23 protein-coding genes are annotated in these 23,952 nt (G+C 65.8%); 7 read left to right on the forward strand and 16 right to left on the reverse strand.

What is annotated here, in order from left to right; genetic code table 11:
• The first annotated feature begins 61 nt into the window (after positions 1-61).
• Positions 62-1,702: a peptide chain release factor 3 gene (locus ACPGXI_RS05705; RefSeq protein WP_526650697.1), complete on the forward strand. Its 1,641-nt coding sequence runs from the start codon at positions 62-64 to the stop codon at positions 1,700-1,702.
• Here ACPGXI_RS05705 and ACPGXI_RS05710 read toward each other — a convergent pair.
• The 4 genes from ACPGXI_RS05710 to ACPGXI_RS05725 all read right to left on the reverse strand — a co-directional run bounded on the left by ACPGXI_RS05710 (position 1,699) and on the right by ACPGXI_RS05725 (position 7,267).
• Positions 1,699-4,317: a DEAD/DEAH box helicase gene (locus tag ACPGXI_RS05710; protein WP_526650698.1), complete on the reverse strand. Its 2,619-nt coding sequence runs from the start codon at positions 4,315-4,317 to the stop codon at positions 1,699-1,701. The two genes, ACPGXI_RS05705 and ACPGXI_RS05710, sit on opposite strands and share 4 nt — an antisense overlap.
• A gap of 18 nt (positions 4,318-4,335) precedes the next feature.
• Complete coding sequence (locus ACPGXI_RS05715; RefSeq protein WP_526650700.1) at positions 4,336-4,815, reverse strand: hypothetical protein; 480 nt, start codon at positions 4,813-4,815, stop codon at positions 4,336-4,338.
• Positions 4,816-4,875: 60 nt separating this feature from the next.
• The gene (locus ACPGXI_RS05720; RefSeq protein WP_526650702.1) at positions 4,876-6,093 is read right to left on the reverse strand and encodes a fatty acid desaturase family protein; all 1,218 of its coding nucleotides are present in this window, start codon (positions 6,091-6,093) and stop codon (positions 4,876-4,878) included.
• 73 nt (positions 6,094-6,166) lie between these two features.
• Positions 6,167-7,267, reverse strand: a complete 1,101-nt coding sequence (locus ACPGXI_RS05725) for a ferredoxin reductase (RefSeq protein ID WP_526650704.1) — start codon at positions 7,265-7,267, stop codon at positions 6,167-6,169.
• Between the two features lie 85 nt (positions 7,268-7,352).
• On the opposite strand from ACPGXI_RS05725, the gene ACPGXI_RS05730 reads away from it, so the two are divergent.
• On the forward strand, positions 7,353-8,621 hold the full coding sequence (locus tag ACPGXI_RS05730) for a PucR family transcriptional regulator (protein WP_526650706.1): 1,269 nt from the start codon (positions 7,353-7,355) through the stop codon (positions 8,619-8,621).
• Positions 8,622-8,639: 18 nt separating this feature from the next.
• On the opposite strand, the gene ACPGXI_RS05735 is transcribed toward ACPGXI_RS05730, so the two are convergent.
• The 3 genes from ACPGXI_RS05735 to ACPGXI_RS05745 all read right to left on the reverse strand — a co-directional run bounded on the left by ACPGXI_RS05735 (position 8,640) and on the right by ACPGXI_RS05745 (position 11,241).
• Positions 8,640-9,899: an MFS transporter gene (locus ACPGXI_RS05735; protein ID WP_526650708.1), complete on the reverse strand. Its 1,260-nt coding sequence runs from the start codon at positions 9,897-9,899 to the stop codon at positions 8,640-8,642.
• Positions 9,900-9,909: 10 nt separating this feature from the next.
• On the reverse strand, positions 9,910-10,392 hold the full coding sequence (locus ACPGXI_RS05740; protein ID WP_526650710.1) for a MarR family winged helix-turn-helix transcriptional regulator: 483 nt from the start codon (positions 10,390-10,392) through the stop codon (positions 9,910-9,912).
• A gap of 75 nt (positions 10,393-10,467) precedes the next feature.
• Positions 10,468-11,241 carry an enoyl-CoA hydratase/isomerase family protein gene (locus tag ACPGXI_RS05745; RefSeq protein WP_526650712.1) on the reverse strand — a complete coding sequence of 258 codons (774 nt, stop codon included), beginning with the start codon at positions 11,239-11,241 and terminating at the stop codon, positions 10,468-10,470.
• 154 nt (positions 11,242-11,395) lie between these two features.
• Between ACPGXI_RS05745 and ACPGXI_RS05750 the strand changes: the two genes are divergently transcribed.
• Positions 11,396-12,112, forward strand: coding sequence for an NUDIX hydrolase (locus ACPGXI_RS05750; protein WP_526650714.1), 717 nt, complete (start codon positions 11,396-11,398; stop codon positions 12,110-12,112).
• Between the two features lie 25 nt (positions 12,113-12,137).
• On the opposite strand, the gene phoU is transcribed toward ACPGXI_RS05750, so the two are convergent.
• Positions 12,138-12,794 carry a phosphate signaling complex protein PhoU gene (phoU, locus tag ACPGXI_RS05755; RefSeq protein ID WP_526650716.1) on the reverse strand — a complete coding sequence of 219 codons (657 nt, stop codon included), beginning with the start codon at positions 12,792-12,794 and terminating at the stop codon, positions 12,138-12,140.
• 175 nt (positions 12,795-12,969) lie between these two features.
• On the opposite strand from phoU, the gene ACPGXI_RS05760 reads away from it, so the two are divergent.
• The 3 genes from ACPGXI_RS05760 to ACPGXI_RS05770 are packed head-to-tail and all read left to right on the forward strand — an operon-like array spanning position 12,970 to position 14,651.
• Complete coding sequence (locus ACPGXI_RS05760) at positions 12,970-13,671, forward strand: cutinase family protein (RefSeq protein WP_526650718.1); 702 nt, start codon at positions 12,970-12,972, stop codon at positions 13,669-13,671.
• Positions 13,672-13,714: 43 nt separating this feature from the next.
• Positions 13,715-14,218: a MarR family winged helix-turn-helix transcriptional regulator gene (locus ACPGXI_RS05765; RefSeq protein WP_526650720.1), complete on the forward strand. Its 504-nt coding sequence runs from the start codon at positions 13,715-13,717 to the stop codon at positions 14,216-14,218.
• Positions 14,199-14,651: a DUF5313 family protein gene (locus ACPGXI_RS05770; protein WP_526650722.1), complete on the forward strand. Its 453-nt coding sequence runs from the start codon at positions 14,199-14,201 to the stop codon at positions 14,649-14,651. The genes ACPGXI_RS05765 and ACPGXI_RS05770 overlap by 20 nt, the downstream gene beginning before the upstream one ends.
• Positions 14,652-14,683: 32 nt before the next feature.
• On the opposite strand, the gene ACPGXI_RS05775 is transcribed toward ACPGXI_RS05770, so the two are convergent.
• From ACPGXI_RS05775 to ACPGXI_RS05785, 3 genes are read right to left on the reverse strand one after another with little or no spacing between them, the layout of a single operon-like run.
• Positions 14,684-15,337 carry an MOSC domain-containing protein gene (locus ACPGXI_RS05775; RefSeq protein WP_526650724.1) on the reverse strand — a complete coding sequence of 218 codons (654 nt, stop codon included), beginning with the start codon at positions 15,335-15,337 and terminating at the stop codon, positions 14,684-14,686.
• A gap of 52 nt (positions 15,338-15,389) precedes the next feature.
• Positions 15,390-15,776 carry a DUF2237 family protein gene (locus ACPGXI_RS05780; protein WP_526650769.1) on the reverse strand — a complete coding sequence of 129 codons (387 nt, stop codon included), beginning with the start codon at positions 15,774-15,776 and terminating at the stop codon, positions 15,390-15,392.
• Positions 15,777-15,805: 29 nt separating this feature from the next.
• Positions 15,806-16,843 carry a CobW family GTP-binding protein gene (locus ACPGXI_RS05785; RefSeq protein WP_526650771.1) on the reverse strand — a complete coding sequence of 346 codons (1,038 nt, stop codon included), beginning with the start codon at positions 16,841-16,843 and terminating at the stop codon, positions 15,806-15,808.
• Between the two features lie 228 nt (positions 16,844-17,071).
• Here ACPGXI_RS05785 and ACPGXI_RS05790 point away from each other — a divergent pair, with 228 nt between their 5' ends.
• On the forward strand, positions 17,072-17,719 hold the full coding sequence (locus tag ACPGXI_RS05790) for a hypothetical protein (protein ID WP_526650726.1): 648 nt from the start codon (positions 17,072-17,074) through the stop codon (positions 17,717-17,719).
• Here the strand turns inward: ACPGXI_RS05790 and ACPGXI_RS05795 are convergent.
• From ACPGXI_RS05795 to ACPGXI_RS05815, 5 genes are all read right to left on the reverse strand, one after another.
• Positions 17,716-19,107 carry an aminotransferase family protein gene (locus ACPGXI_RS05795; RefSeq protein ID WP_526650728.1) on the reverse strand — a complete coding sequence of 464 codons (1,392 nt, stop codon included), beginning with the start codon at positions 19,105-19,107 and terminating at the stop codon, positions 17,716-17,718. The genes ACPGXI_RS05790 and ACPGXI_RS05795 overlap by 4 nt on opposite strands.
• Before the next feature lie 156 nt (positions 19,108-19,263).
• Positions 19,264-21,747 (reverse strand): AMP-binding protein, encoded by a 2,484-nt coding sequence (locus tag ACPGXI_RS05800; protein WP_526650730.1) that lies wholly within the window; start codon positions 21,745-21,747, stop codon positions 19,264-19,266.
• A complete protein-coding gene (locus tag ACPGXI_RS05805; RefSeq protein WP_526650732.1) occupies positions 21,747-21,890 on the reverse strand; it encodes a hypothetical protein in 144 nt (47 codons plus the stop codon). The genes ACPGXI_RS05800 and ACPGXI_RS05805 overlap by 1 nt, the downstream gene beginning before the upstream one ends.
• A 13-nt stretch (positions 21,891-21,903) precedes the next feature.
• Positions 21,904-23,244, reverse strand: coding sequence for a TIGR03118 family protein (locus ACPGXI_RS05810; protein WP_526650734.1), 1,341 nt, complete (start codon positions 23,242-23,244; stop codon positions 21,904-21,906).
• 226 nt (positions 23,245-23,470) lie between these two features.
• The gene (locus ACPGXI_RS05815) at positions 23,471-23,752 is read right to left on the reverse strand and encodes a WhiB family transcriptional regulator (RefSeq protein WP_526650736.1); all 282 of its coding nucleotides are present in this window, start codon (positions 23,750-23,752) and stop codon (positions 23,471-23,473) included.
• Positions 23,753-23,952: the final 200 nt, after the last annotated feature.

A 23,952-nucleotide genomic window follows, 5' to 3' on the forward strand; every position in this document is an offset into this window, starting at 1 on the left:
AGGCCTTACCGGCAGCGGCGATTGTCGTTTCTGCGCCGTGGCCAATAAAGTCGACGATGCAATGACCGATACCGCCCCAGGTGTGTCGACGGCCGCCGCCGGGCCTCAGGCAGACCGAATCTCCGCTGAAGCGAAACGTCGCAGAACGTTCGCGGTGATCAGCCATCCCGACGCCGGTAAGTCCACCTTGACCGAGGCGTTGGTTCTGCACGCCAACGCCATCACCGAGGCCGGCGCCATCCACGGCAAGGCCGGTCGCCGCGCGACCGTGTCGGACTGGATGGAGATGGAGAAGGCCCGCGGCATCTCCATCACCTCCACGGCGCTGCAATTTCCTTACCGGGGCGTGGGCGGGGAAACCTGCATCATCAACCTGCTCGACACCCCCGGGCACGCCGACTTCTCCGAAGACACCTACCGCGTGCTGACCGCCGTCGATTCCGCGGTGATGCTCATCGACGCCGCCAAAGGTCTGGAACCACAGACTCTCAAACTTTTTCAGGTGTGTCGTCATCGACGTATCCCCATCATCACGGTGGTCAACAAATGGGACCGGCCAGGGCGTGACGCCCTGGAATTGATGGATGAGATCCAGGAGCGGATCGGGCTGCGGCCCACGCCGCTGACGTGGCCGGTGGGTATCGCCGGCGAGTTCAAAGGAGTCCTGGACCGCCGCAGCGAAAATTTCATTCGATTCACCCGGACTGCCGGGGGAGCCACCGCCGCTCCCGAGGAGCACATCGATCCAAGTCGGGCGCACGACGTCGCGGGCATCGACTGGGACACCGCGGTGGAGGAGTCCGAACTGCTGACAGCGGATGGGGCAGACTTCGATCCGGATACGTTCCTGGACTGCACCTCGACGCCGGTGCTGTTCACTTCGGCCGCGCTCAACTTCGGAGTCAACCAACTCCTGGACGTCCTGGTCCAGCTTGCTCCGCCACCGAACGGACAACTCGACATCTACAGCGAGACACGCGAAGTCGTGGCGCCGTTCAGTGCCTTCGTCTTCAAGGTTCAGGCGGGTATGGACTCGGCCCACCGCGACCGCATCGCCTATGCCCGAGTGTGTTCGGGCACGTTCGAACGGGGCGAAGTTCTGACCCACGCCGCGACCGGCAAGCCGTTTGTCACCAAGTACGCGCAATCGGTCTTCGGTCAGCGCCGATCCACCCTGGATACTGCCTGGCCAGGTGACGTGATCGGGCTTGCCAATGCCGCTGCGCTGCGTCCGGGCGACACGCTCTACCGCGAGACGGCCGTGCAGTATCCGCCGATACCGAGCTTCTCGCCTGAGCATTTCGCTGTCGCGCGGGGCACCGATCCGAGCAAGCACAAGCAGTTTCGGCGGGGGATCGAGCAGCTGGAGCAGGAGGGCGTCATCCAGGTTCTGCGTTCGGACCGCCGCGGGGATCAGGCACCGGTCTTCGCCGCCGTCGGGCCGATGCAGTTCGAGGTGGCCAGTCATCGGATGGCCAGCGAATACAGTGCGCCGATCGAGCTCGAGCCGCTCCCGTACACGGTGGCCCGCGCCGCCGAACCCGAGGATGCCGAGTTTCTGCAGAAGCAGCCGTCAGCCGAGGTGTTCACCCGAACCGACGGTGTCGTCCTGGCGGTGTTCTCCACGAAGTGGCGCCTCGAAGGCTTCCAACGGGATAATCCCACCGTGCAGCTGCGTTCCCTGGTCGCCGCGGGCGATTAGTCCAGGCGGCCGGCGTCGAGCAGGCGGATAACCGCCACGCCCTCCTCGTCGGATGCTTCCAGGTCTACTTCCACGTCGAAGCCCCAATCATGGTTGCCCGCAGGATCGTCGAGGATCTGCCGGACCCGCCACACATCGCTTTGCCGGTCGATGATCAACAACGCCGGGCCACGCGCGTCGGCTGCGGTGCCCACCTCGTCGTGCTCGTCGAAGTACGCGCGCACCGTCTCTTCCCAGCGTCCGGGCGTCCACGCCGCGTCGGAATCCACCCGACCGTCCAGTACGCCAAGTTCATCCCAGCGGCGCCGTGCGAAGAGCTCCACCCGCCGGAACAACGCATTGCGAACCATCGCGGTGAACGCCCGCTCGTTCCCGGTCACCGGGCGCGGGCGAGTCGGCACCGCGAGAATGTCCGGGATGGGCGCACCTTCCTGATGTTCAGGGCTGGTCAGCTGTTCCCATTCGTCGAGCAGGCTCGAATCGACTTGGCGCACAAGCTCACCGAGCCACTCCACGATGTCGGTCAGCTCCTCGGTCCGGGCGGCGGCAGGCACTGAAGAGCGCAGCGCCTTGAAGGCATCGGAGAGGTACCGCAACACTGCGCCCTCCGAGCGGGTGAGCCCGTAGACGCTGATGAATTCCCGGAAGGTGAAGGCCCGCTCCCACATCTCGCGCACGACGGACTTCGGTGACAGATGTACATCAGCGGCCCAGGGATTGCTCTGCAGATAAACCTCGTAGGTGTGCTCGAGCAACTCCGCAAGCGGCTTGGGATAGCTGACCTCGTCCAGCAACTCGATACGTTCGTCGTATTCGATGCCCTCGGCCTTCATCGCGGCGACCGCCTCGCCCCGGGCTTTGTTCAACTGCGCGGCCAGGATCTGGCGGGGATCTTCCAGGGTCGCCTCGATGACCGAGACAACGTCCAAGGCAAAGGTCGCAGAGCCTTCCGGCCCCGGGTCGAGCACGTCGACGGCGACCAGAGCGAATGTCGACAGCGGCTGATTGAGGGCGAAGTCGGGCGGCAGGTCGACGGTCAGGCGGTACCGGCGCCCGTTCGATGGGTCGCCGGCCACATCCACCCGTTCGATGACGCCGGCCTGCAGCAGCGAGCGCGCGATACCGATCGCCTCGCGGACATGCTGCAGCTGGCGCTTCCGCGGCTCGTGGTTCTCGGTGAGCAGGCGTCGCATCACCGCGAACGGATCACCTGAACGATCCACCGTCGCTTCGCTCGCCCCCTGCCGTGCCACGACATTGAGGATCATCGCCGTCGTCACGCGCATGTTGCTGGTCAGCGGTTCCGGCGCAGCGTTCACCAATCGGGTCATGGTCGACTCGCTCCACGGGACCATGCCCTCGGGTGCTTTACGGCGCACCAGCTTTCGGCGCTTCTTCGGGTCATCGGCCACCTTGGCGAACTGCTTGAGGTTCGCTACCTCGTGGTCGGGGGCCTGGACGACGACGGTGCCGGCGGTGTCGTAGCCCGCGCGCCCGGCTCGCCCCGCGATCTGGTGAAACTCGCGGGCGGAGAGCAGCCGGGTGCGGGTGCCGTCGTATTTGGACAGCGCCGAGAACACCACGGTCCGGATGGGCACGTTGATGCCGACGCCGAGGGTGTCGGTGCCGCAGATCGTCTTGAGCAGCCCGGCCTGAGCCAGCTGTTCCACCAACCGGCGATACTTGGGCAGCATTCCGGCGTGATGGACGCCGATGCCATGCCGGACGAGTCGGGACAAGGTGGAACCAAAGGCCGTAGAGAACCGGAACCCGCCGATCATGTCGGCGATCGCCGCCTTCTCCTGCTTGGTGCTCACGTTGATGCTCATCAACGCCTGCGCCCGCTCCAGCGCTGAGGCCTGGGTGAAGTGGACGATGTAGATCGGCGCCCGCTGGGTGTCGAGCAAGTCGCCGATCGTCTCGTGCGTCGGTGTGGTCGCGTAGCTGTAGTACAGCGGCACCGGGCGTTCGGCTTGGGTGACCAACGCTGTGGGCCGGCCGGTCCGCCGGGTGAGGTCCTCGCGCAGGAACGTGACGTCGCCGAGGGTGGCCGACATGAGCAGGAATTGGGCGTTGGGAAGCTCGAGCAGCGGCACCTGCCAGGCCCAGCCGCGGTCGGGGTCACCGTAGAAGTGGAACTCGTCCATGACCACCAGACCGATCTCGGCCCGGTCCCCCTCGCGCAGCGCGATATTTGCCAGCACCTCTGCGGTGCAGGCAATGATCGGCGCACCCGCGTTGACCGAGGCGTCGCCGGTGAGCATCCCGACGTTCGCGGCGCCGAAAATCCCGCACAGGGCAAAGAACTTCTCGCTGACCAGTGCCTTGATCGGCGCCGTGTAGTAGCTGCTGCGTCCCTCGCCGGCACCGGACTCAGCCAGCGCGGCGTAGAGCGCGCCGGTGGCTACCAGCGACTTCCCCGACCCGGTCGGTGTCGCCAGCACGACGTTCGCGCCGCTCACCAGTTCTATAAGCGCTTCTTCCTGCGCGGGGTAGAGCGCGGTGCCGCACGCCTCGGCCCATGCGCCGAATGAGGTGAACAGCTCGTCGGCGTCGGCGCCCTTGGCGCGCAGCGCGGACAGGTCGCCGGGATCTTCCAACAGGGGAGCGGTCATGGTCAGTGCCCGCCGGTGTCAGTCACCGCATTCTGTCTTGGAGGGCTTCGTCGGCCAGACGCAGGCGTCGATATCGGTCGTGTTGCCGTAGCCGCCGCCGGTGAACACCCCGTAGGCGTCGCTGTTGGACCCGGTGTAGGTCGCGCCGCCGCCCCCGCCACCACCGCCCTCGTCGCGAACTGTCACCGACCAGCCGCTGTTTTCCAGGTCGGTTTTGTAGGACTCCATGGTCGCGCCGGGTGCTCCGCTGACCTGGAAATGCATATGGACGCCGTTGTCCGGGACGGTGTCAGGACCGTCGGTTTGCTGGGTGTCCGCCGGCGTGGGTATCAGCGACCGCAAATCGGTGCCGGCGTCTGCGGCCGACGTCGTCGTCGGGGAGATCGTGACCGTTTCCGTGTCGGTCGCGGTGCCCGAGTCCGAAGAACTGCCGCAACCGGCTGCGATGAGACCGATAACCGTCGCCGCGATTGCCGAGACGTAGGCGCTGTGTCGCATATCCACCCCTTCTCCGGTGCGAATCGAATCGGAGCCTGCAGGAACCGTAGCAGCCCGCCGCTATGCGGCCTCGGTGGAGATCGTCGAGGTGCCGAACGCTGCGCGCGTGATCGACCCAGCGATCGACCCTGTGATCGACGCGTTTGCCGCCGCCTCCCTGGCCTTGCGCGCGAAGTCGTTCGGCAGTGAGAGCGTGAACACCTTCTTCCATGCCGATGCCACCTGCTTCGGCAGCGAACCGCTCACGTAGGTCAGGCCATAGCGTCCGAAGAGTTCCTGAACCTGTGGCGCTATCTCGGCGTAGCGGTTGCTCGGCAGATCGGGGAACAGGTGGTGCTCGATCTGGAACGATAGATTCCCAGTCATGAAGTGCAGCAACGGGCTTCCCGAGATGTTGGCCGAGCCCAGCATCTGGCGGAGGTACCATTGCCCACGAGTCTCGCCGTCGATCGAGGTCTTCTCGAAGGTCTGGACGCCCTCGGGGAAGTGACCGCACATGATGACCGAGTGCGTCCACAGATTGCGCACCAGGTTCGCGGTCAGGTTCGCGGTCACCGTGGTCAGGGCTGAGGGGCCCGACAGCAGCGGGTGTAGCACGTAGTCCCGTGTCACGTGGCGGCGAACCTTGGCGAGCACCTTCTTTCCGTTGCGACGAAACTCTGCTCTGTCGCCGCGGCCCTTGAGCTGCTTGCCGATCTCGAGGTCGTAGGCGGCGATGCCGTACTGAAACAGGCAGGCATTGATGAAGTTCCAGAGCGGCTGGGCCAGGTAGAACGGCATCCACCTCTGGCCCTCGTCGACGCGCATGATGCCGTATCCGAGGTCGTGGTCCTTGCCCAGCACGTTGGTGTAGGTGTGGTGGAGTTCGTTGTGGGAGTGTTTCCACATCTCCGAAGGAGACACGCTGTCCCACTCCCAGGTCGTCGAGTGGATCGTATTGTCGCGCATCCAGTCCCATTGCCCGTGTAACACGTTGTGCCCGATCTCCATGTTCTCGACGATCTTGGATATGGAGAGCCCGGCGGTGCCGGCAATCCAGGCCGGCGGGAACAGGGAGAACAGCAGGATGGCGCGGCTGGTGAGTTCGAGCTTGCGCTGGCCGGTGATGACCCTGCGGATGTAGGCGGCATCGCGCTCACCGCGGCTGGCGATGACCTCGGCGCGAATGGCATCGAGTTCACGGCCGAGATTTTCGATGTCTTCGGAAGTGAGGTGACCGGCTGGGTCGGCTTGGCTGGAACCTTGGCTGGAACCTTGGGTGGAGTGCAGAGTAGTCATGTGTGAATGTCCTTGCAGTCATGGTGGTTTGGTAGTCGCAGAGCGTCGATTGTCGTCGCGTGCAGGTTGTCGTTCAGAGATCGATGTCGCACGCGCCCGCGGCGGCCGAGATACAGGTCTGGATGACCACGCCGTCGGCGGCGTTGGTGACCTGGCCGGTGCGCAGATCCCGGACGGCGCCTTGACGTAGCGGCGCGACACATCCGAAGCAGATGCCCATCCGGCAGCCCGAGGGCATCAGGACGCCAGCGGCTTCGCCGGCGTCGAGCAGGGTCTGGCTGCCGTCGGCATCGACGACGGTTCCGGTCTTGGCGAAGGTCACCGTGCCGCCGTCGCCGGTGGCGATGATCGTGGGACGGAAGCGTTCGGTGTGCAGGCGGTCGGCGATGCCGTCTTGGGCGAAGCGCTGTTCAAGGGCATCGAGCAGCCCGGCGGGTCCGCAGGCCCAGGTCTGACGCTCCGCGAAGTCATCGACGATGTCGGCGAGGCGGGAGACGTCGAGCATGCCGGCAGTGTCGGTGTGCCGCTCCAACAACCGGATTCGACCCTCGCTGGCCATAAGCTGCAGCTCCGCCCCGAAGATCACATCGTGTGCGGTGGGCGCGGAATGCAGCACGACGATGTCGGAGCCTGCGTCGGGCATGTTGCGCAGCATGCCCATCACCGGGGTGATGCCACTGCCTGCGGTGAGGAACAGAATCTTGGGGGGAACCGGATGGCTGAGGGTGAACTCACCTGACGCCTGTTCGAGTTGGACGATGGTGCCGGCCGTGGCGTGCCGCACGAGGTGGTTGCTGACGGCTCCGCCGGGTATCGCCTTGGTCGTGATCGCGATACAGCCGTCGGCTCGCGTGGTTTCGGAGGTCAACGAGTAGGCCCGCCACTGCCGGACACCGTCGACATCGATGCCGATGCGCACGTACTGCCCGGGTGTGTGGCCCCGCCAGCCGCGGCCGGGTTTGATCACCACAGTGACGGCGTCGCGGGTCTCGGGGTGGATATCGAGGATCCGACCGCGCAGCGCGGCGCCGGAGCGCAGCGGGTCGATGATGTCGAGGTAGTCGGCGGGGACCAGTGGGGTGGTGACCCGTTCGGCGAACTTGACGAGCCGGTCATGCAGCGCGCCGGCGACAGTGGGTCGGGGTGCTGTTGTTGCCATTGCTCCTGTTGTCATGACTCCATGGTGGGTTATCCCGTGGGATAGAGTCTTGTCCGTATAACGTGGACTAATTGCTTGAAGTTGTTCGAAAGGAACAGTTATGCCCGATTCGCGTCGATTCACCGGATTGGAGCTTGCTGATGACGTGGTGTTGGCGTTGCAGGCGGTGCTGCCCCAGATGGCGGAGCGCACTGTTGCGGCGGTCACCGTAGAGGTTCCGAGCTACGCCGATGCATTCAGCGGACCGATGGGCCAGAACATCGAGAACGCGGTTCAGATGGCGTTGGGCGCCTTCCTGCGACTGGCGACGCGCGCAGAGGGCACCGACGCCGCGGCCCAACTGTCGCCCGCCCTGGACGGAGCCTATGAGCTCGGCGGTGGGGAGGCCCGCAACGGTCGCTCCGTGGACGCACTTCTAGCGGCCTACCGGGTGGGTGCCCGGGTGGCGTGGCGGGAGCTGTCCGACACCGCGGTGAACGCCGGGCTGCCCGCGGAGGGCATCGCCCGGTTCGCCGAGTTGGTGTTCGCATTCATCGACGAACTGTCGGCTTCGAGTGTCACCGGTCACGCCGACGAACTGGCCACGACCGGACGGGTCAGGGAGCGATATCTCGAACGGCTCGGGCAGAACCTGGTGGCCGGCGCACCTGTGGAGATTCTGCGGGCTAGTGCGGAAAAGGCTGACTGGCTGATGCCGGAATCCCTTACTGCCGTGCTTGTTCCCGCGATTCAGGTTCGTGGATTGGCGGCAGGACTCGCCCCGTCGACCTTGCAGCTCAGTGAAGACCTGCCCGGCATCGACCCGGCTGAGTCTCTGACTCTGTTCTTGGTACCGGACATGGGCGGACCGTTGCGGCGTCAACTGCTCCGCAGCCTGAAGGGAAAGCGAGCGTGGGTCGGGCCGGCGCGGCCCTGGACACAGGCGCGGACCTCCTATCGACGGGCGGTTCAGGCCCGGGTGTTGGTTCCCGCCCCCGGCGCAGGTGTTCCCGCCCCCGGCGCAGGTGTTCCCGCCCCCGGCTCTGATGTCGTCGATACCGACGAACACCTCGTCGAGTTGGTTCTGGGCGCCGACCGCGCTGCAGCCGACGACCTGCGCCGCCGAGCGCTGGCACCGCTCTCACAGCTGCGAAGCAGCACCGCGGATCGGCTGACCGAAACTCTGCGCTCATGGCTACTGCATCAAGGCCTGCGCGACGCCGTTGCCGCTGATCTCTTCGTGCACCCTCAGACTGTGCGCTATCGCATGACTCAACTGCGCGAACTTTACGGGGACAGGCTGAAGGACCCGCATACCATTCTTGAACTCACTGTGGCGCTGGGGATTCCACCGGGACTCGGTGGTTCCGAGGACGAGCCAGACCAGTAGGCCGGCGGCCCTGCCCTCTTAGATCTGTGCCGGCGCTGGGCCGACAAGATTCGACGGCCGGCAGCAGATCGTCACGGCGAGCGTCACTATCGCCGCGACTGCGAAGGCTGCCTGCACGCTGACCAGATCGGCGGTTCCGCCCAGCAGTGCCGCCGCTATCGGTCGCGAGCCGAGAAATCCGACCAGCCAGAGCGCCATGATCCGCCCGCGCAACTCCTCGGGCGCGCGTTCCTGCACGACGGTGCTCAATCCGGTCATGGCCCAGCCGAAGCCCAAGCCGGCCAGGGCGAACCCCGCCAGCGCCGCGACCGGAGCGGACCCCACGGCGAGCAGAGCACACCCGGCGCACAGCCCTGCCAGCCCGATGGACGACACATGCGCTGAGGCCAGTCGGCCCCGCATCAGGGCCAGCGCAATCATGCCGACCGCCGCCCCGATACCGAACACCGCCGACAGGGTGCCGACGAGTCCCGCACCGCCGCCCAGCCCATCGGCAACCGATGGCGTCAACGTGATCGACGGGTCCGACGCGAAACCGACGGTGGTCACCGCGATCAGTGCCAGCAGCAACGGCCGGTCGCCCACGACGTATCTGATGGCTGCGCGCACTCGATAGTCCGCCCCCGAACGCCGCTCCGGCGGTGACGGGAAGCTGACGGCGACGAGGAAGGTGACGAAGATGAGATGCAGGCCGGCGCTGACGGCGAAGCCGGCAGCAGGCCCGACGTTGGCGGCCAGGTAGGCGCCGGCGGCGGGTCCGACGATCCGCCCGATCGTCATCGGGATGCTGTTGAGCGCCATCGCCGTCGGGAGTTCACCGTCGCGGATCAGGGCGGGCACGATCGACTGCATCGCCGGCCCGCCCACTACGAAGCCGAACCCGACCAGGGAAGTGCCCAGGAGAATCGGGATCGCTGAAGACGTCCCATGCAGTCCCGGTTCGATGAACAACCATGCCGCCACAGATCCGGACCCTGCGACGCACAGCACTCTGCCGAGCAGGATCTGGCGCGCCGGGTTCCCGGTGTCGGCCCACTTGCCGCTGGTGGGACTCAGGATCAGCTGCGGTGCGAACTGTACGACGCCGACCAGGCCGACCATCAATGCAGAGCGCGTCGCTTCGTACATCACGATCGCCGCGACGATGCCGTGCGTCCACACCGCGACGACGGCGAACATCTTGCCCCAGAAGAGCGCACCGAAGACCGGGTCGAACAGCAGCCCGAGCGCGCCCCGCGGTGGGGCAGTTGGTGGCCGGGCCCTGGTTTCGGTCACCATCGGCCGGCGATCATTGGTCGGCCGCGCGTTCGAAGCGTCTGGTCAGCCGGTCCAACAGGGCGACCAGGGTGTCGACATCAGCGTCGGTCCAGTCGGAGATCGTTTCAGCGACCAGGTCGCGCCGCCGGTCGGTCACAGTGGCCATTGCTTTGCGGCCGATGTCTGTTAGCGCCAGGTCGCAGCGCCGTTGATCGTCGGGAGCGGAGGTCTTCTTCAGCAACCCGGCCGCGACGACGGCGCCGACGGTGCGACTGGCGGTCGAGTGCTCAACGGCCATGAACTCGGCGACATCGCGGACGGACGCCCCGCCGCCGCTACCTTGACACTCCTCCACCGCTCGCAGTACTCGCAGCGTCGACACGTTCGTCACCGGTCCGGCGCTGTCCAGCAGGCGCCGCCGCCAGGCCGGCTTCTGCCGCGCGAGGTGAATACGCGTCAACAGCTCATCGAGGTGGTCGTATCGAGAGCGCGGCACTATATATGCATAGCACATAGATATATTCACGCACCAGCGATGCCGGCCGGTCCAGTCGCCGCCCGAACCTCCGGTCGTGGTGTCCGCGCCGGGTCAGCGGGCCTTCCAAGCCGGTTTTCGCTTCTCCCCCCAGGCGGTGAGGCCTTCTCCAGCATCTGCGGTCGCTCCGGCCACCTTGCGCATGACCTCACCGAAGCGAACTGACTCGATCCAGCCCATGTCTGATGTGCGCCACGCCACTTCCTTGGTGGCTCGTTGAGCGAGTGGGGCTGCCGCGGTGAGGGTTTCGGCCCACTCGCGCGCGGCAGCGGCCAAGTCTGCGGGCTCGACGAGTTTCCACACCAGGCCCACCTCCTTGGCCCGTTCGGCAGTCATCGGACGGCCCGTCAGCAGTAACTCCATCGCATCTGCCCATCGAATCCGTTGAGGCAGTCGGATGGCGCCGACGATGGTGGGTACGCCGATCGCCACCTCGGGGAAGGAGAAGGTCGCCTCTGTGCTGGCTATGACGAAGTCGCAGAACAGGATTCCCGTCAGGCCATAGCCGATACACGGGCCCTGCACCGCCGCGATCGTCGGCTTGAACAGCTCCATCCCGCTTTCGAAGGAGTTTATTGTCGGCTTCTCCCAAAATGTGCCGCCGAACGTTCCTACCGAGCCTTCGCCGTCCTTGAGATCGCCCCCGGCGCAGAAGACCTTGCCGTTGGCGGTGAGGATCCCCACCCACGCGTCCTCGTCGTCGCGAAACCGGTCCCATGCGGCGTTCAGCTCTGTTCGCAGCGCTCCGTTGATGGCGTTGCTCGCCTCGGGGCGGTTGAGGGTGATGGTGGCAATGTGCCGATCCAGCTCGTAGGTGACCAGACTCATTTCTTCACCCTAATCGGCGGCTATCACGCGGCAGGCGGTCAGAGACCCCGGCAGCGGGCCGGGGTCTTCGCGAACTCGAGGTTCCACGTTGAACAATGACGTGGTGAACGAGGCGCTCAATGCGACATGGATCTCCGAGTGACAAGATCTTCGAGTGACGATCAGCTACGACGAAGCCCTTCGCGGGCGAATTCGGGCGCATCTGGCGGGCCACAAGCGCCGCGAAGCCACCGATCCGAACAAGCGGCACGCGGCCGTCGCGGTGGTGCTGGTCGACTCCGAGCTCGGCGAAGACCGGGTTGATCCGGCCGCGGTGGACGACTGGATTGCCGGCCGGACGATGCCTGGTGCTCTGGACGGCCGCATGGTGGACGTCTCGGGCGGTGCTTCTTTCCTACTGTGCCGCCGGACAGCTCGGCTCTCATCACATGCTGCTCAGTGGGCGCTACCGGGCGGCCGGCTGGATCCGGGCGAGACGGTGGTCGATGCCGCGCTTCGTGAACTCGAGGAGGAGGTCGGAATCACCCTGCCCGATACGGCCGTGCTGGGCCTGCTCGACGACTATCCGACGCGGTCTGGCTACATCATCACGCCGGTGGTCATCTGGGGCGGCGGACGGCTCGACCTGCGCCCGTCACCGGACGAAGTGGTGGCCGTCTATCGAGTGGGCATGCATCAACTCCTGCGTCCAGATTCGCCGCAGTTCATCAGTATCGCTGAGAGTTCCCGCCCCGTCGTGCAGATCCCGTTGGGCAACGACCTCATCTACGCGCCGACGGGAGCGGTCCTGCTGCAGTTTCGGTGGCTCGCCCTTGAAGGTCGTCATGACCGGGTCGACGGACTCGAACAACCAGTCTTCGCCTGGAGATGAACCGGAACGGTGCGGATCGCCGCGATCACTGGCCGGGGTGCAGTGCCGTCTGCCCCGTACTGCGGAACAACACTCGTGCTGCGATCGCCACAGCGTGGTCGGCGAACCGCTCGTAGAACCTGCCCAACAGCACCAAGTCGACCGCCGCGGGAACGCCGTGGCTCCACTGCGGTGACATCACCGTGCTGAACAGGCGGCGGTGCATATCGTTCATCGCCGCGTCGTCGTCGCGAATTCGGCTCGCCCGCACCGGATCTCCATCGACGATGACGGACGCGGCGTCGTCCGCCAAATCCACTGCGAGGCTGCCTATTTCAGAGAACTGTGCGACGACCTCACTCGGCAGGGCCGATTCCGGGTGGCGCCGCCGGACGATGCGGGCGACGTGCCCGGCGAGTCCGCCCATTCGGTCGGCGTCAGAAGCGATGTGGACGGCGGCCACGACCGCGCGCAGGTCACTGGCAACCGGTGCCTGCCGCGCCAGCAACGTCAGCGCTGCATGGTCTACGTCGTGCCGCAGCCGCGCCAGGGTTTCCAGTTCGGTGATGGTCTGCTCAGCGGCATCGAGGTCCACGGTAAGCAGGCTGAGGGTGGCGCGTTGCATGGCTTCGCCCGCCAATTCGCACATGTGGGCGAGGTCGGTGTTGAGCGCGTCCAGCTGATGATGAAATTCGGTACGCACCCGTGCTCTCCTTTCCGCAGCGGTAAGTACCCACGGCACTCTCAGTGATCCCACACACCAGGATAACGGGCGGTTGACCTCGCCGATTCCTGGATCGGCGACGAGGCAGTGGCCCAGAAGCAATGATTCCGTGCGGTACGTATCCTGTGATGCCGGTGAAAAGAATGGAGTCCTCATGACAGGTCGACGAGTGGTTCGTGGCGGCGTCGTCGCGGCAGTGGGTGCGTGGGCGACGCTTGTGGGTGTGGCTGCTCCGACCGCCACTGCACAGCCGTGTCCCGATGCGGAGGTGGTGTTCGCCCGCGGGACCGGTGAGGCCCCCGGCGTCGGGGGGATCGGGCAGGCCTTCGTCGACTCGGTGCGGGCTCAGGCCGGCCCCAGGTCGGTAGGTGTCTATGCGGTGGGCTATCCCGCGGGCGACAACTTCGCCGATCGGATCGGCTTCGCATCGACGGTCGTCGACGGGGTGCGGGACGCCGCCGACCGCGTGCAGACCATGGCGGCTGACTGTCCGGACACCAAAATGATTCTTGGCGGATACTCCCAGGGTGCGTTGGTGGCCGGCTTCGTGACCTCGGCTGAGGTGCCGGCCGGCGTGCCCGCGGAAGCAGTGCCGCAGCCGATGCCGCCCGAAGTCGCTGAGCATGTGGCAGCTGTCGTCCTGTTCGCCACCCCTTCGGCTGACTTCCTCGGCCAGTTCGGGGCGCCCCCGGTCACCATCGGACCGCTCTACCAACAAAAGACACTGGAACTGTGCGACCCGGGCGACTCGATCTGCTCAGGCGCGCCAGGCGGCGGGCCGAACCTCGCGCACGCCATGTATGCGTTTGACGGAAGTGTGAACGAAGGCGCGGCCTTCGCCGTCAGTCGCCTGTAGCGCGAAGTGGATCGTGCCCTAACTATTAGCGTACGATGGAAATATGTCCGCACCGGCCGACGCCGATATCGATCCGCTCGCCCTGGATCGACAGGTGTGCTTCGCGTTGGCGATCACCCACCGGGCCGTCCTGGCCGTCTACCGGCCACTGCTGGAGCCTCTTGGGTTGACCCATCCCCAGTATCTGGTGATGCTCGCGTTGTGGGACCGCCACACGTCGCATCCGGATGCTCGGTCACCGCTGTCGGTCAAGGAAATCGCGACCATACTGCAATTGGATTCCGCCACGTTGTCGCCGATGCTCAAGCGGCTCCAAGCCCTGGGGCTGATCACCCGGACCCGGAGTTCGGCCGACGAGCGCGCGACAGACGTCGAGTTGACCGGGGCCGGAATCGCGCTGCGTGAATCCGCACTCGCGGTTCCAGCCGCCGTTGTCGCACGCCTCGGCGTCGGTCTGGCCCAACTCGAGGAATTGCACCGGGCACTGACCTCCATCAACGTCGCGGCGCTGGCGGCGGGGAGCTCACATGACGAAACCGACCGCTGAGAGGGGAACCATCGTGGCCACCGACCGACCATCATTTCTGCAAAACATCGGGTACTCCTACGGGCGTCGCCTGCCGCCCTCGATGCGCAGGTGGGTGGCCGAAGACCTCGCCGCGCAGGGAGCCGTACGCCGGCACATGATCCGGATGGCGATACCGCCAATCTTCGTCCTCGCGCCGCTCTGGCTGTTACCGGCGTCGCTATACGTGCATATTGAGATGACGGTACCGATCTACCTGTGGAGCTTGCTGATGGCGTTCGCGCTCAACAAGGTGTGGCGCCGGCACCGGCTGGCCCAACACGGGCTCGATCCCAAGCTGGTCGATGTGATCAACCGCAAGAAGAGGGCGCACATCGACGAGGACTACATCCGGCGATTCGGCCCGCGGCCGGAATCGGCTGAGTGGCAGTCCAATAGCAATCCGTTTCACTGACGTCGGGCCGCTTCGGCTCTACGCTCGGCCGGCTACCTGCTCCGCCGTCGGGCCACCTGTTGTTTGATCTTCTCGGGCAGGGCATCTGCGGCCGCCAGTTGGGGCATCAATTCAGGTTCCAGCATGAGAGCTCGAAACACGGTGCCGATCGTCACCGAGTGGGCCGGTCGATCGATGACCTCGATCCGGTCGGCGGCGCGGATGGTGCCAGGCTCGATCACCCGGAAGTACGCGCCGGGCAGCGCCGCGGCGGTGAACATCTTGATCCACCCGGGGACGGCCAGCCACGTCGAGAAGGTCTTGCAGGGAATCCGTGGGCTGGTGACTTCCAATACCAGTCCGTCGGAACCGATCGACCACCGCTCGCCGATGAGGCAATCGTTGATGTCCGCGCCAGATGTGGTGATGTTCTCCCCGAATGTGCCATTGGGGAGGTCACGGTCGAGCCGGGACTGCCAACCGGCGAGATCTTCGCGGGCGTAGGCATAAACCGCCTGATCGTCGCCGCCGTGGTGCCGCGGGTCGCAGATCGAGTCGCCCACCACGCCGCTGCCCAGGCCGCCCTGCCTGGGGCCCGGCGCGCGGACTGCCAACGGCTCGGCGCTGGGGCGTTTGTCGATACCGCTACGCAGCTCGCCCAGGTCGACGGGTACCTGCGCCGCGTTCACCGTCAACACCGAAGCCATACTTTAGATTAACCGCCCCGGCCGCGGACTCACGCGTGAGCTAAATGTCGGGCTACAGACCCGCCAGGTCGTCGGGAACGTCTACCGCGTACTGCCGGAGCACGTCCAGAGGCACCGCATCCAGTGTGCGCTCGTGGGTCGATGCCAGCACCACCGGGCAGGCATGGCCGTCCTGGTGTGCCCGAAGCCAGTTCAGTGAAGTGACGCACCAGCGGTCGCCGGGCACCAAGCCCGGGAACCGGTAGGCGGGCATGGGTGAGGACAAATCGTTGCCGATCGAGCGCTGGTGGTCGAGGAACTCGGTGGTCATCACCCCGCAGATGGTGTGCAGGCCTTGGTCCTCATCGCCGGTGCTGCAGCACCCGTCGCGGTAAAAGCCGGTCAGCGGCTCGGTCCCGCACGGGTTGAGAGGTCCGCCCAGCACGTTCCGGTCAAAGATCGAGCGTTCCGGGTTCGAGCGCTCGGCCATCAGATGCTCAGCTTCCGATAGCGGCGCAGCCGCCGAATGCTCTGCGCCGTCGCCGCGCCGGCGACTGGCGCGAGCGCAGCGCTCAGTTGCTCCCGGACATCGTCGACGTCCAGCCTCATGCCGATCGCGACCAGGCAGTTGGGGGACAGGTGCGCAGGCGCGGCGGCGATGTGGATGGACGGCCCGACGACGTTGACGACGTAGACCCGCGTGCTGGCTCGGTAGCGTACGGCGACGGTGCCTTTCAGCCGGTACACACCGGGTGGGGGTTGCTCCAGGAAATCGATGACGGCGCCGGGATCCACGCACCCTTGGGTGACAACCGTGACGGAATCCGCGTGATCGTGCTCGTGATCGTCGCTGTGGGCCGCTGAGCTCTCCGACTCGGTGCCGAAGAGCAACTCGCGGAACGTCAGTTGGCCCGACTCCCCGCCAGCGGCGGCGACGTCGTAGAGCAGTGCGGGGTCGATTCGGCCCGCTGTAGCGCCCACCACCTGCGCATGAGGGTTGCGTTCGCGAACCCTGCTCTCGAATCGCTGCAATGCAGTGGCGCGTGCGCCTTCCGCAATCTGGTCGAGCTTGTTGACCACCACCAGCGTGGCGGCGCCGTAGCGTGCCGGTGGGACGGCGTCCCGGTCGACGGCGTCGAAATGAGTTGCGGCATCCAGCACATCGATGACCCCGCCCGGCCGTACTCCGTCCACGCCGCTGAAGCGGATGATCCGGGAGATCGCGACCGGGTCGGCCAGACCGCTGGCCTCGACGATGATCGCATCCAGGCGGAGCCTGGGATCAGCCAGGCGGGTCAGCGCGACGTCGAGTCCGCCGTCGTCGGGCAGGCAGCAGATACACCCACCGGCGATCGACGCGGGCTCGTCCACCTGTCCGGTCACCAGCCCGGCGTCGACGTTGAGCTCGCCGAAGTCGTTGATGACCACCCCGATCCGGGCGTCGGGGCTGCGCAGCACATGGTTGAGCAGGGTCGTCTTGCCGGCGCCGAGGTAGCCGGTCAGCGCGATGACGGGAATCGCTTGCACGGTAACTCCTTCGGTATCCAGCAGGTCGTCGCGGCTACCTGGGGCCGGAAGCACCTCAGCAGCATACGATCCATGCACACGGGAGTGCCGGACCCGATCTCGGGGAACCCGGGTCCGGCCCCGATACGCACTCTGTCCAGCCACTTCAGGGGCGGGCACGCAGGCACCAGCCAGGGTTTCCTCGAGCGAGCTGAAGAGCATCGCGCGCGATGGTGGCATCCTGGCTTGATGGGACTGCTCTTCCGGCTGGCCGAGCTGCTGATCTTGCTGGTGCCGCTGGCCGGTGTGGGCTATGCGAGCTTCAGGGCGATCACGGCGGTGCGGGATCGCCGGGCAGACCAGCTCGCGCCGGCCGCCGACCAGCCCCCCAGCAGCGACACAGCGCAGCGGCGCGCGATCACGCGCACGATCGAGGAGCATGACCGAACCGATACCCGGTGGCTGGATTATGAGCTCGACGTCGCCAAGCTGCTCGACTACCCGCTGATGACCGATATGCGCGACCCGCTCACCGAGCGATTCCACCGGGCAAAGCTGAAGGCGGACTTCCTGCGTCCGGCTGAGGTGGTAGACCTCGTCGACGACCGCGATGCCACGCGCGAATATCTGGACGCGGTGCAGGAGTATGTCACCGCTTTCGACATCGCCGAAGCAGAAGCGATCAGGCGCCGGCGCGACAGCTTCTCGAGCGAGGAGCAGGAGCGCCTTGCCCGAGCGCAACGGCTGCTCCGGGTGTCGGCGGATTCTGCGGCGACGCCGCAGGAACGCGAGCGGGCTTATCGCTTGGCGCGGCGGGAGCTCGACGGGTTGATCGTGCTGCCCGAGCGCGCGCGTGCGGCGCTCGAACGCGGCATTTCCGGCGAGCTCGGCAGCTAACCGGCCGTCAGCGCCGCGTCGGCGACATCCAACGCGCGATCCAGGATCGCCACGCCTTCGAGCGCCTGCTCGTCGGTGACGATGCACGGCGGCACGACGTGGATGCGGTTGTAGTTCGCGAACGGCAGCAAGCCGGCCTTCTTGCACTCCGAGATCACCGCGTTCATTGCCGCGCTGGAGCTGCCGTAAGGCGCCAGTGGTTCCCGTGTCACCTGATCGGCGACCAACTCGACTGCCCAGAACACGCCCGCTCCGCGCACCTCGCCGACGCAGCGATGCCGCGCGGCCATCTGCTTCAGTGCGGGTGCCAGCACGTCGTTCCCGATTCGCGCGGCGTTCTCCACGATGCCTTCCTCGGCCATCGCATTGATGGTGGCGACCGCGGCGGCCGTGGCCAGCGGATGACCCGAGTACGTCAGCCCACCCGGGTACGCGCGATGGGAAAAAGTGTCCGCGATCGCGGGGCTGATGGCCACGCCACCGAGGGGCACGTAACCGGAATTCACCCCCTTGGCGAAGGTCAGCAGGTCCGGCGTGACATCGAAATGGTCTATGGAAAACCATGTCCCGCAGCGGCCGAAGCCCGCCATCACCTCATCGGCGATGAAGAGGATGCCGTATTCGTCGCACAGTGCCCGCACCCCGGCGACGTAACCGGCCGGCGGCACCATGATGCCGGCGGTTCCAGGGATCGGCTCGAGGATGATCGCCGCGATGGTGGACGGCCCTTCCATCCGGATGACTTCGCGTAGATGGGCCAGCGCGCGGTCGCACTCCTGGGCCTCGGTGGTGGCGTGGAACTGCGACCGATAGAGGAACGGTCCGAAGAAGTGGACGACGCCCGCACCGCCGCGGTCGTTGGGCCAGCGCCGCGGATCTCCGGTGAGGTTGATCGCGGTCTCGGTGCCGCCGTGGTAGGAGCGGTAGCGGGAGAGCACCTTGTGGCGGCCGGTATGCAGGCGGGCCATCCGCACTGCGTGCTCCACAGCCTCTGCGCCGCCATTGGTGAAGAACACTTTGTCCAGTTCACCAGGCGTGCGTTCGGCGATCAGCCGCGCGGCTTCGGAGCGGGCGTCGTTGGCGTGCTGGGGTGCCACCGTGCACAGCTTGGCGGCCTGCTCGGCAATGGCGGCAACAACCTTGGGGTGCTGGTGGCCGATGTTGGTGTTCACCATCATTGACGAGAAATCGAGCAGTCGGTTGCCATTGCCGTCCCAGACGTGGCAACCCTGCGAGGCGACGATCGTCATCGGGGTGATCTCAGCCTGCGCGGACCACGAGTGGAACACGTGGGCGCGGTCGAGTTCGTAGGCACGAGTGGCCTGCTCGCGAGCCGCCTCGACGCTCAGGCCGTTGGGCAGTCGGGGGGTGTCGTTCAGCACAGTCATGACCGTAGAACTTATCTGCTTCGGGGGAGTCGAGGCTGGTGAGGTTCGTTCACGAGGTTTCAGCCACGCAGACGTGCGAGTCTCCCCGTGGATTCAGCCCGCCATGCGCGTCTTAGCTGTGCTCCACAGGTGTGAATGGGGCCGGTTTGGTGGGTCTCACCGCGGAGCCTGCGCAGTCATCCTAGGGGTGGCCGACCGAGCGTGTTGAATGCGAAACCGCCTGCGTGCCATGGTCACCACTTGGGTCACGCCGATACCCGCCAGCACGGAGGCGATGACGCCCAGCAGGCGGTATTCCCCCAGTAGGGGGTACACCTGGAAGTGAATGAGGTAGATCCACAACGACGCCTCCGCGACCACGCCCGCCGAAACGGTGAACGCCGAGGGACAGCGAATAGCGGGCAGCCAGATGAGCAGCCCCAAGCCGATGAACACCAGGAGTTCCCGGTGGGGGTTGCCGAAATAGCCGACGACCCCCGTGGCGAGGACAGCTGTGACGACCGCGCGTTGCCAGGCCGTCGAGGACTTCGATGCCGCCCACCCGATGGCGAAGAACCAGAACGCCAGAACGGTGAACCAGCCTCGGTTACCCATGTCGAATCCGTCGAAGCGGATCGCCAATCCCAGCACCACGAACGCCACTGCGAATGTGAAGGGCCCGCGCCGCTCCAGTCGGTCGGCGATCGGCGTCAAGCACATCAACGCCAGGCCCACCAGAATCCAGACTACGACTTCGACGAACCACAACCTTCCCGCGGTCATGCTGTCATGGGGTCCGAGGAACTTGTTTGCCAGCAATAGATTTGACGGGTAGTAGTCGTCGGTGACCACCAGGGCGGCGGCCACCCACAACACCGACGGCACGGCGATCCAGGCGATCGTTTTCACCAGGTGACGGGCCCGTTGGATCCGCGGCAAGGGGGTGAGGCAGAAGCGGCCGAAGTTGTAGCCGGCGATGCCGAGCAGAATGTGTGCGCCGCCCCACAGCGTGCACAACCCGGCATGCGAACCGACGACGAGGACGATGGCGATGGCGCGCAGGGCGACACTGGTTTCGAGCGTGGTGCCCCACCTGCGTCGCGGTTGGCTCGCGGATTCCAGATCGCGAAGCGGCAATTGTTGCCAATCGGCGGGAAGGTGGCCGAGTGCGCGTTCGAGACGCACCGACATCGACACGTAGGACAGCGAGTTTCCGCCGAGGTCCACGAAACTGGCGCGTGGATCGATTGTGGCAGCGTCGAGCTGAAGTACATCGGCGAACAGCGAGCGTAGGTCGATACCGTCCGCTTCGGGCATCGCGGTGCGTTCGGCCAACTCGCGGACGGCGCGGAAGTCGGGTTTGCCCGATGTCAGCCGAGGGACCTCGTCGACGTCGAGGACTCGGATCGCCGACCGGGGGAGGCCGGATGCGTCCGCGACCGCCAGTGCCACGTCGCATCCCAGGGGACGGTCGGAAGCGGCCACTAACAGCCCGCCCTTCCCCTCTGCGCAGATCGCGGTCACATCTGCGGCACGCAGGGCGGCTTCGACCCTTTGCAGGTCGATTCGCAGGCCGAACAGCTTCACAAAGCGGCTGATGCGGCCGACCACCTCATAGAGACCGCGGGAGTCTCTGCGCGCGAGGTCGCCGGTGCGCAGGGCGTCGATCGTGCTGCCGGCCGCCAGGTCGTCGCGATCATTCGCGTAGCCCATCATCACGTTGGGTCCGCGGTACACGAGCTCGCCGACGTCGTCTGGCATGCCGTCGATGGGTTCGACATTGAACGAGCCACCGGGGATCGGCACTCCGATCGAGTTCGGATTGTCGTGCGCGAGTTCCGTTGGAAGGTAAGCCATTCGGGCGGTCGCCTCGGTGGCCCCGTACATCACGACAAGTTGCCAGCCTCTGCGACGGCCGAGGGTGGCGAGCCCCCGGACCTTGTCGGGTGCAAGCCTTCCGCCTGCCTGGGTGATATATCGCAGGTGCGGTAGCGACATGTCGTCGAATCCGATGCGGTCTAATAGATCGAAGGTGTGCGGCACACCGGCGAACGTCGTCCCGTGGTGCAGTGCCATCAGGTCCCAGAATTCGCCACTGACGACCGAGTCGTCGGTCAGGATGAGAGCGGCGCCCCGCATCAAGTGGCTGTGTATGACCGAGAGGCCGTAACAGTAGGACATGGGAAGTGTTGTTGCGGCTCGGTCGGCGCGCCGGATGTCGAGGTAGGTGGCGATGGACTCGGCGTTGGCGGCCAGGTTGGTCCTCGACAGGCGCACCAGCTTCGGTGATCCCGTGCTGCCGGACGTGGACAGCAGCAATGCCAGCTCCGGATGCAGTTCGTGGTGTGGTTGGTGGCGGTGCGCCACGCTGCCGTCGCGAATGATCACGTCGGGGTCGTAGGTATCGATCGTCGCCGTGTGATCGACGTCGGCGGGCACCGGTAGTACGACGTGGCCGCCAGACAGCGCGCCCAGGTAGTTCACCAGAGTGGTGGTGTCATTGCGGGTCTCAAGCAGGACGAGCCTGCGCTGAGTGCCGAGCTCGGAAGAGGAGGCCGTGACGTGGTCGGCGAGTTCGCGATAGGAGATTTGCCGATCGGCGGTCAGCAGCGCGGGATTCCCACCACCCGAGACGAGATGGTCGACAAGACGGTCGAACATCACAACGCCCGCTCGCCGAGGACGATTGCAGGCCCGAGGGCGTGGACGCGGACCTCGGCGACGTCCGCAGTGACCGAGCACGCCAGCAGCACGCAGTCGCCGCGGAACTGGGCGGTGAACGTGGCCTCGGACGCGTCTGACACAGCAATCCGCGATCTAGCCTGTGGCTGGCCGCAAGGCGCCGAAGAGCCCTTCGGTTTCTTCGGCCGGGCCCGCGGTGAAATAGAGCGCGTTGCTGTCCCCCAGGCTCTCACCGTTACCGAACATCAGCGCCCACAGTCCCATGATCGCCGCCGGCTGGCCGTCCTCGTCGCGGAGGTAGTCGATGAACGTCCCGGTGTCAGGGTCGAAGCCTAGGATTCGGCCCGCACCGCCGAAGTTGCCGACCAGCAGTTTCCCGCTGAGTGCGCCGAAGTCGTCGGGGGCTAGCGCGACCCCCCACGGGGCGTTGAGCCGGCCACCGTCCTCATAGATCCGGACCAGGTCGCCATTGCTGTCGAACTCGGCGAGCTTGCCCTTGTCCGGACGGTTATCGACGGCCTTTTCGATCTCGATGTTCACCGAGTCTTCTTCGCCGGAGTCGAAAGCGGCGGGATCAGCTTCGGTGGCTTGGGTTTTCGCGTAGGCGACAAAGACCCGGTCACCGATCGTCGTGACGTTGAACGGACCAGGGTCGCCGGGGCTGAGTGTTTTTCCCTTCCCGGGGTCAGTCGGGTCGACCGGATCTCCGGTGGCGAACGGATTAACGAAGCCTGCGGTCGGCTGCAGGCGCCAATACTGGTCGAACTGCCGGATCTGGGGTTGCTCGCCGAAGTCGGCGGCGAGCAACGTATCGCCCGCGCCTGGTTTGATCGCAATGCCGAAGAACGCCATGCCCCGGTCTTCGCCGTTAAACGTTTCGACGGCAGGGCCATTGTGTCGCACGATGTCGCCGTCGGCATTCATCTCGGTCCATCCCGAGATCGACCCGGAGTCGGTAGCGAAGATGAACCGCGAAGATCCGGCGAGCATCTCGGTTCTACCGTCGACTTCGACGGGTTGGCCGGTGACGGCAAACACGTCCGACCGGATATCTGCGCCGTTGAAGACTACTCCAGTGACCTTGCCGATGGTGTCATCGCTGCTGTCAGCGTCCGCGCCGGGAACCGCTACTTCGGCGAGCGCGTTTTGGAACAGCTTCTGCAGCTCGGGATCATCGGAGCGGGTGACATCGCCGACGTACTCAAAGGAGATCCCGCCGGCGCCGACCCAGAAGTGTCCGCCCGCTCCCGATGGCCGATTCGCCAGCCCCCAGGCGTTGACGAAGTCTTCCTGCGTGAATTCGGCGTTGTATTCCGGATGATCGGCGACCAGGTTGGTTTGTTTGTAGCGGTTGTCCCCCGACATTGCCTTGTCGGATGCGTTGCTCGAACAGCCAGCCAATCCCGCCAGTAGGACAGCCCCGACAGCGAAAGCCCGCCGGCCGGGGCGGTGATAGGGGGCAGGGGCAGTACGCATACGACAACTCTTTCGATGTGAGATGAACAGATATCCGGACGGTCGAACAGTAGCCTCAAGCTAAGGGTAGGGCAACCTAAGTTTCCGAATCGGGGTCGACGCCTGCTCCGCCGCCCAGCGCCGCACCCCTGGGTGCCCGCGATGGCCTACAGGCCGTGCGGCGGGACCGAACGTGACCCATCAATTTCTCGACTTCGCCCCGGAATCCGAGATCGCGTTGTCTCGTTCACGCAGGCCGTGCTCGGCGGCTACCGTGACGATCAGATTCCGACAGCCCGCCCCAGATGCCGTAGTGTTCGCCGACGGCTAGTGCGTGCGAGCGGCACTGGGCGATTACCGGGCAGCTCCGGCACATCTCTTTTGCTCGCAGTTCGCGTTGCTCGCGGGCTCGGCCGCGTTCGCTGTCGGGGTGGAAAAACATCGATGAGTCGACGCCACGGCACGCGGCGAGCAACTGCCAGTCCCAGTGATCGGCATGAGGCCCGGGTAACTGCTGCGGCTGTAACACGAGAAGACCCCACTCCTGCCCATCTGCACAATCCGGGCGGCATGGCCAGAAGGCACACCCCGCGCTATGAATAAGGATAGCCTATCCTACAATATGGTGCGTTAGGCAGAACGGGTGACCGTCTGGGTCGCGGATCCGCGATCTTTCAGTGGAGGCAGCCCGTTGGTATGTCCAACCAGTCGAGCCTGTTTGTGACCTCG

Origin of the sequence: Mycobacterium sp., from assembly GCF_049608025.1 — a bacterium.
GTDB lineage: Bacteria > Actinomycetota > Actinomycetes > Mycobacteriales > Mycobacteriaceae > Mycobacterium.